The following is a 6,700-nucleotide window of genomic DNA, read 5'->3' as shown; positions in this document are numbered from 1 at the left end:
ATTTTATTTTATTAATAAATTGTTATTTATATGATTAATACTTTTAATCCTTTTAATCAAAAAGTTTGGGTGGTGGCGGTTAATATGGGTTATGGCCATCAAAGAACCGCTCATCCTTTAAGAAAATTGGCTTTTAAAGAAGAAATTATTAATGCTAATAATTATAAAAATATTCCAAAAACTGATAAACAAAATTGGGAAATAAGTCGAAAATTTTATGAAGCAATTTCTAATTTTTATCAGACTTTTTTAATTGGTAAAATGTGTTTTAAAATTTTTGATCAATTTTTAAAAATATTTAAATTTTATCCCAAACGAGATTTGTCTAAGCCAAATTTTTCTTTAAAATTAATGTATGTTTTATTTAAAAGAGGATGGGGCAAAAATTTGATTTTAAAATTAGAAAAAAATCCTCTTTCTTTGTTAACTACTTTTTTTATTCCAGCTTTTATGGCTGAATATTTTAATTATCCTGGAGAAATTTTTTGTATTGTTTGTGACGTTGATATTTCTAGATCTTGGGTTTCATTTAATCCGTCAGTCAAAGAAAAAAATAAAATTAAATATTTTGCTCCCACAGAAAGAGTGGTTGAAAGATTGAAACTTTATGGAGTGAAAGAAAAAAATATTTTTTTAACTGGTTATCCATTGCCTTTAGAAAATATTGGCGATGAAAATTTAGAAATTTTAAAAGAAGATTTAAAACATCGACTTTTAAATTTAGATCCGCAAAAAAAGTATTTCAAAAAATATAAAACATTAATAAAAACCAGTTTAGGAAATTTGCCAGAAAAGTCTGATCATCCTTTAACAATAATGTTTTCTATTGGTGGAGCTGGCGCTCAAAAAGAAATTGGCATTAAAATTTTAAAACAATTAATTTTTGAAATTAAACAAGGAAAAATTAAATTAATTTTATCAGCTGGAACCAAAAAAAATCTCAGAGAATATTTTTTAGAAAATATAAAAAAATTAGGATTGGAAAAATATTTAGACAAAAATATTGAAATAATTTATAAAGCGAGGGTTAATGATTATTTTAGAAAATTTAATTATGCTTTGCGAAAAACGGATATTCTATGGACAAAACCATCGGAATTATCTTTTTATTCTGCTTTAGGATTACCTATTATTATTGCTTCGCCAATTGGTTTCCAAGAAAAATTTAATATGAGATGGTTGTTAAAATCAGGATTTGGATTTTTGCCGGAAGATTTAAATTATATTACTCAATGGTTTTTTGATTGGTTAGAAATGGGTTATTTTGCTGAAGCTGCTATGCAAGGATTTATTGAAGGCGAAAAATTGGGAGCTTTAAATATTCAAAAAATAATTTGCGAAAATAAAAATATAAATCAAATTGTATAATTGGTTTGTTATTAAAAGACATATTTATTAGTAAAATTTTTGTTTTATAAAAAATAAAAACACTCCGAAGTACTTTGGAGTGTTTTTATTTTTGAAATTTAAATTTCAAAATGTTTTATAATATTGCTTTTATTTTAAAGCATCTTTTAATGTTTTTCCAGCTTTAAATTTAGGTACTGTTACTGCTGGAATTTTAATTTTTTGGGTAGGATTTTGTGGATTAACTCCCATTCTTGCCGCTCTTTTTTTAGCAGAAAAAGTTCCAAAACCAGTTAAAGCTACTTCACCTCCTTTTTTAAGAGTAGTAGTAACAATAGCGATAAAAGTTGCTATCATTTTTTCAGCTTCTGTTTTTTTAATGCTAATTTTAGTAGCAATGGTGTCGATTAATTCTGTTTTATTCATTATGTTTCACCCCCTTTCGTGTTAAGTTAGCTTTTAGCTTATAGCTGTTAGCTTTTGGGAAATTCATATCATAAAATAAAAATGCAAAGCTCTAATCTAAATTAGAAATTATATTTTTATAATTTCTATATTTTGTTTAATTTTAGCCTATCATTGTTTTTTTGTCAACTCTTCGAATATTTATTGCTTTTCCTGTTTTTAAATCAATTTCTAATAAAACAGAATTAAATACGCATTCTCCTTTTTCTGGAAAAACAAATTGATGATTAATTTGGGTTAAATACGATTCAATTACACTTTCTTTTTCTACTCCAATAACAGAATCTTCAGCTCCGACCATTCCGGCGTCTGTTACATAAGCGGTTCCGTTGGGTAAAATTTTAGTATCTGCTGTTGGAACATGGGTATGAGTTCCTAAAACTGCAGAAACTCTACCATCAACATAAAACCCTAAAGCTCTTGCTTCGGAAGATGCTTCTTTATGAAAATCAATAATAATAGCGAATAATTTTTCTTTTTTATATTTTTTTAAAATTTTATCAATTGTTCGAAATGGACAATCAAAATCTTCTTTAAAAAATACTCGACCGATTAAATTAATTATAAGAATTTTCTTTTTATCTATTGTAAAAATTTTTTCACCTATTCCGGGAACGCCCATTGGATAATTAGCCGGTCTTAAAAGAAAGAAATCTTGTTTTTGAAAAATTTCTTCCGCTTCTTTTCTTTTTTTCCAAATGTGATTTCCTGAGGTAAAAACATCCACGCCAGCTTCTTTTATTTCTTTTAAGGTTCTTTCTGTTACTCCTTTTCCATGAGCTAAGTTTTCAACATTAGCTATAACTAAATTAATTTTAAGATTTTTTTTTAATTTTGGCAAGAGTTCACACACTCCAGCTCGACCAACCTTTCCAAAAATATCCCCGATAAATAATATTTTAAACATAAAATAAATAAAATTTTTAATATAAATTTAGTAAATTTTCCCTTAACTGAAGGCAAAAATAGGTTTAGTCTTTTTAAAACTTGACAACAGCCTCCTTAAGGAGTTGCACTTACAGCAATATAAAGCTTGATTGAATCTGCATATTTTTTAAGTTCTTGATCTGGCTCCAATACAGTCAATGTTATACTAATATCATCTTTATAATTTTCGGGACCGTTCATAAAAGTGTGTCTAGCTTTTTTATTTTTTAATTTATTGTATCGGAAAGTGAATATTTATTTGCTGAATAACGCTACGTTGTATTAGGTGGTTGGGTTTGTTTAGACACTAAAATTTAAAAAATGAGATGTAATTTTAAATTAAAAGTTTATAAAAAATTAATTATACATTTTTACTATGCCAACAACAATTTTACATAGGGTTTCGTTAACTTAGCATATTTTAAAGAAAAAGTCAAAAAAAATATATTTAATAAACTACAAAACTGGACGATTGTCACGAATTGTAGTCCGACAAATTAGTATAAAAAATAAAAAACACCTTTGTAGGTGTTTTTTAAAATAGTTTTAATATTTAATTTTTTAATTTTTCTTTTTTTCTCGTTCTCTTTCTTGTCTTGCGACTTGTGCTATTAATAATAAAAATTCTTTATTTTCTTCATATTGCGCAGGAGGTAAGTATGAATTTACTGGCCATTTTTTGTTATAAATAGCTTCAAGTTTTTCTGATTTTTTCATCGATTTTATTTTTTGTAAAATTCCATTTATTTTTTCCTGATCTTTTTCCCCTTCAATTAAAAATTTCTCAATCCCTTCTATTAACTTATTTATCTTTTCCTCTTTCTTTTTTTTATCAAAATCTTCTTTAGAAAGATCTCCTCCTTTAAAATTAAGATCTACCGGTAAACATATAGGATAATTTTCACCGCTTTTTATTATATTTGTATTCATATTTTTATATATTAAAAAATAAAAATAAATAAAATTTATACATTTAGGATAGTACTTTTTTCTTTTTTGTCAATACTTTTATACACTTAAATACAAAATTTTTCTTTTTGGTAAAGTAAAAAAAATTAAAGGGTTCGTTCTATAGGTAGTTCATCTTGTGAAGATCCCAATTGGGTTCTTTCTAAAATTTCAGCCTCTACTTCTTTTTTGTCTCGCCCATATTTTAATTTAGATAATTCTTTAATTTTTTGAGCTAATTCTAAATCTCCTTCTTGTGGAGGAATTGTTTGCATATTAAACGCTTTACAAGCTTGATTGTCTATTAATAATTTAATATAAGCATTATATTTTTCTACATTAATTAAATCATATTCATTAAATACTGGAGCAAATTCTTTTGCTAAAATTTCCGTATCTTCTACGCCAATTTTAAAAGAAATTGTCGTGCCCACATTTCCAAAAACCGCATCACGAATTTTAGTGTCATTATTTTGAACCAATTGCCCCACATATTGGTGAGCAATAATTAAATCTAATCGATATTTTCTAGCCTCTGAAAGAATTGTGGCAATACTATCTGTAATAAAATTTTGAAACTCATCAATATAAAGGTAAAAATCATGCCTTTGATTTTCTGGCAAATCTGCTCTGCCCATTGCTGCCATTTGCAATTTAGAAACAATTATTAACCCTAGTAAATTACTATTAACTTCTCCTGTTTTTCCTTTAGCCAAATTAACTAAAAGAATTTTTTTCTTATCCATTACTTCTCTAAAATCAAATCCAGAATGAGGTTGACCAATAATATCTCTCATCATTTCATTTTCTACAAAACGACCCACTTTTGAAATTAAATAACCCAACATTTCTGATTTATGGAAATCAGATGTTTTTGCCATTTCTTTTTCCCAAAAAGCTCGAACAATGGGATCTTTTAATTTATTTACCCATTGTTTTTGAAAATCGGGATCCGTAAATATACGAGGAATTTCAGCAATTGTTCCTGGATTTTCCAAGTCGTTCATTAATGTTAACATTGCATTTCTCATATTATGTTCAAACATTGGACCAATCATTTCTGGAGGAAATAATTTATAAAAAATTGCAATCATTTCTTGAACGGCAAAATCTTTTTGGTCTTCCGATTTTGCTTCTAACATATTTAAACCAATTGGTCGTTCAGTATCTGATGGATTAAAATAAATAACATCATCTATTCTTTCTTTTGGAATGCAGGTTAAAATATCTTCTACTAAATCACCATGAGGATCAATAACGCAAACTCCTTCGCCATTTAAAATGTCCTGTTTGGCCATATTAGAAATAAGAACAGATTTACCAACCCCAGATTTACCAATAATATAAACATGACGTCGACGATCTTCTTTTTTTATTTTTATTAATGTTTCTTGATTACGATAAATATTTTTTCCTAAAGTTAATCCTTCTCTAGGAATATTAATAGGGCAAGAGGCTCTTTTTGATAGTAACCATAAGATATTTGGAGTTTCAGTGGTAAGCAAAGGAAAATGAAAAAGACTTGTTAATTCTTCTGTGTTTAAGATTATTTCTCTTGCTTTGTTAAATTTTCGATAAACAAAATTTGTAATAATTTTTTTCTGTCTGGTCTTTAATTTAACCAAACAATTATTTGATTCTTGCGCTCGAAATTGGGCGAAACTATTAACAATATTACTTAAATTTTGTTTTGCTCTTTCTGGAATATTTGAACAAGAAATTATTCTGATGTTTGCTTGAAATTCTGCTTTCGATGCTTTTTCTTCCAAAGCCTTAACCAATTCTTCTTCTATAGGTGAAAGTCGATGAGGTTCTGCTCCTTTTTTTGTTGCATTTTTACTACTTCCAAGAGAAAAAAGATCTTGAAGAATATCAAAAAAAAGATAAGCAATTTTTGATAAAAAGCCAGATCCACTAACCATTAATGCTTCTTTAAGCTTTTTCCCTTGATGCATTTCTGAAGCTACTTTAAATCCTTTTTTACGCCAAAAAGAACGAGCTGGTTCAATTAAAATTTGGATTGCCGCTCCTTCATTTTCTTCTTTAATTTTACTTAAACTATTAGTTAAAGCGTTTAAAGGATCTAATTCTAATTTTTTATAAGTTTTTATTGGAAAAATTGATTGTTTAGAAAAGCCCAAATAAGTTGCTTTAATTGTTCCGGTGGGAGAAAAAATATTATAATCCGTTGTTTCATCAATATGCGCCATTGGAAATTGAGCGTGAATTTGTTGTTCAATAAAAGTTTGGTGTTCACGAGGGGTGGTAATATAAAATTTAATTAATCCTTGATGGCAAATAATTTCAAAAGCAATCCAATTGTCTTGTCCAAATAAAAAATTTTTCCATTTTAATCCTGTTTTTAATCCACTCAAATTACTATAAAAAATTTCCATTGGAGAAAGTTGATCAATTATTTTTTTTTCTCCTTCGTCTTTTTCTTTTTTCCCAGCTTCTTTTGGAACAGTGATTAATAAAGTAACGCGATCAAAAATGCGCCAAAAATTTTGAAAATTAATAAAAATTTTTCTAATTAAAAAAAATAAGCTTACGATAAATATAAGACTTATTGATAAATAAAAAACAATTGAAAGTATTGGATATTTTTCGTTTATAAAATTTAAAAATTCAAAAAACATAAAAATGGGCAAAATTTGTAAGATAAATTTTGTAAAATTTCTAATTTCTAAATCCTAATAATTAAATAGGCGCTTCGCGCATTTGTCCCTTTGATAAGGTTTACCCCGTTGAATAACTGGGGGGATTTAGGGGGTTTCTTAATTTCTGAAATTGCCCAACCCCTCCGATGGACATCGGAGGAATCCAGATTCATAATTAATTAACCTGGATTCCCTATTTCGTGGGAATGACAACCTTCTTTGTTATTTCTATAGCAAGTTTGTCGTTGAGTTTCATCAGGGATAGAAATCTAATAGAAATAACATTTAAGAAAATTTGCCAAAGTTTAGTTAAAATTTAATGGTTAAAAATTATTAATAAAAAAAGCAAAAAT

At 27.2% G+C, this 6,700-nt stretch carries 5 protein-coding genes; 1 reads left to right on the top strand and 4 read right to left on the bottom strand.

Annotated features, from left to right (window positions below):
* Window positions 1-30 precede the first annotated feature (30 nt).
* Window positions 31-1,368, top strand: coding sequence for a hypothetical protein (locus CVV26_01340; protein ID PKL72515.1), 1,338 nt, complete (start codon window positions 31-33; stop codon window positions 1,366-1,368).
* A gap of 129 nt (window positions 1,369-1,497) precedes the next feature.
* Here CVV26_01340 and CVV26_01335 read toward each other — a convergent pair whose 3' ends face one another.
* The 4 genes from CVV26_01335 to CVV26_01320 all read right to left on the bottom strand — a co-directional run bounded on the left by CVV26_01335 (window position 1,498) and on the right by CVV26_01320 (window position 6,326).
* Window positions 1,498-1,773, bottom strand: coding sequence for a DNA-binding protein HU (locus CVV26_01335; GenBank protein PKL72514.1), 276 nt, complete (start codon window positions 1,771-1,773; stop codon window positions 1,498-1,500).
* A 142-nt stretch (window positions 1,774-1,915) separates the two neighbouring features.
* Complete coding sequence (locus tag CVV26_01330; protein ID PKL72513.1) at window positions 1,916-2,719, bottom strand: TIGR00282 family metallophosphoesterase; 804 nt, start codon at window positions 2,717-2,719, stop codon at window positions 1,916-1,918.
* 581 nt (window positions 2,720-3,300) lie between these two features.
* On the bottom strand, window positions 3,301-3,669 hold the full coding sequence (locus tag CVV26_01325; GenBank protein PKL72512.1) for a hypothetical protein: 369 nt from the start codon (window positions 3,667-3,669) through the stop codon (window positions 3,301-3,303).
* Window positions 3,670-3,794: 125 nt separating this feature from the next.
* Entirely contained in the window at window positions 3,795-6,326 is a 2,532-nt protein-coding gene (locus tag CVV26_01320; protein ID PKL72511.1) for a hypothetical protein, read from the bottom strand.
* Between the last annotated feature and the right edge of the window lie 374 nt (window positions 6,327-6,700).

The sequence above is a fragment of the Candidatus Kuenenbacteria bacterium HGW-Kuenenbacteria-1 genome (assembly GCA_002839745.1).
Taxonomy (GTDB): Bacteria; Patescibacteriota; Patescibacteriia; order UBA2591; family PGYQ01; genus PGYQ01.
The sequence above is the reverse complement of the archived record's forward strand: the minus strand, read 5'-3'. Positions and strand labels throughout refer to the sequence as shown.

Excerpts from the sequence above, each read along its gene's own strand:
- CVV26_01320 (PKL72511.1), bottom strand. The coding sequence starts at position 6,326 with ATGTTTTTTGAATTTTTAAATTTTATAAACGAAAAATATCCAATACTT.
- CVV26_01325 (PKL72512.1), bottom strand. The coding sequence starts at position 3,669 with ATGAATACAAATATAATAAAAAGCGGTGAAAATTATCCTATATGTTTA.
- CVV26_01340 (PKL72515.1), top strand. The coding sequence starts at position 31 with ATGATTAATACTTTTAATCCTTTTAATCAAAAAGTTTGGGTGGTGGCG.
- CVV26_01330 (PKL72513.1), bottom strand. The coding sequence starts at position 2,719 with ATGTTTAAAATATTATTTATCGGGGATATTTTTGGAAAGGTTGGTCGA.
- CVV26_01335 (PKL72514.1), bottom strand. The coding sequence starts at position 1,773 with ATGAATAAAACAGAATTAATCGACACCATTGCTACTAAAATTAGCATT.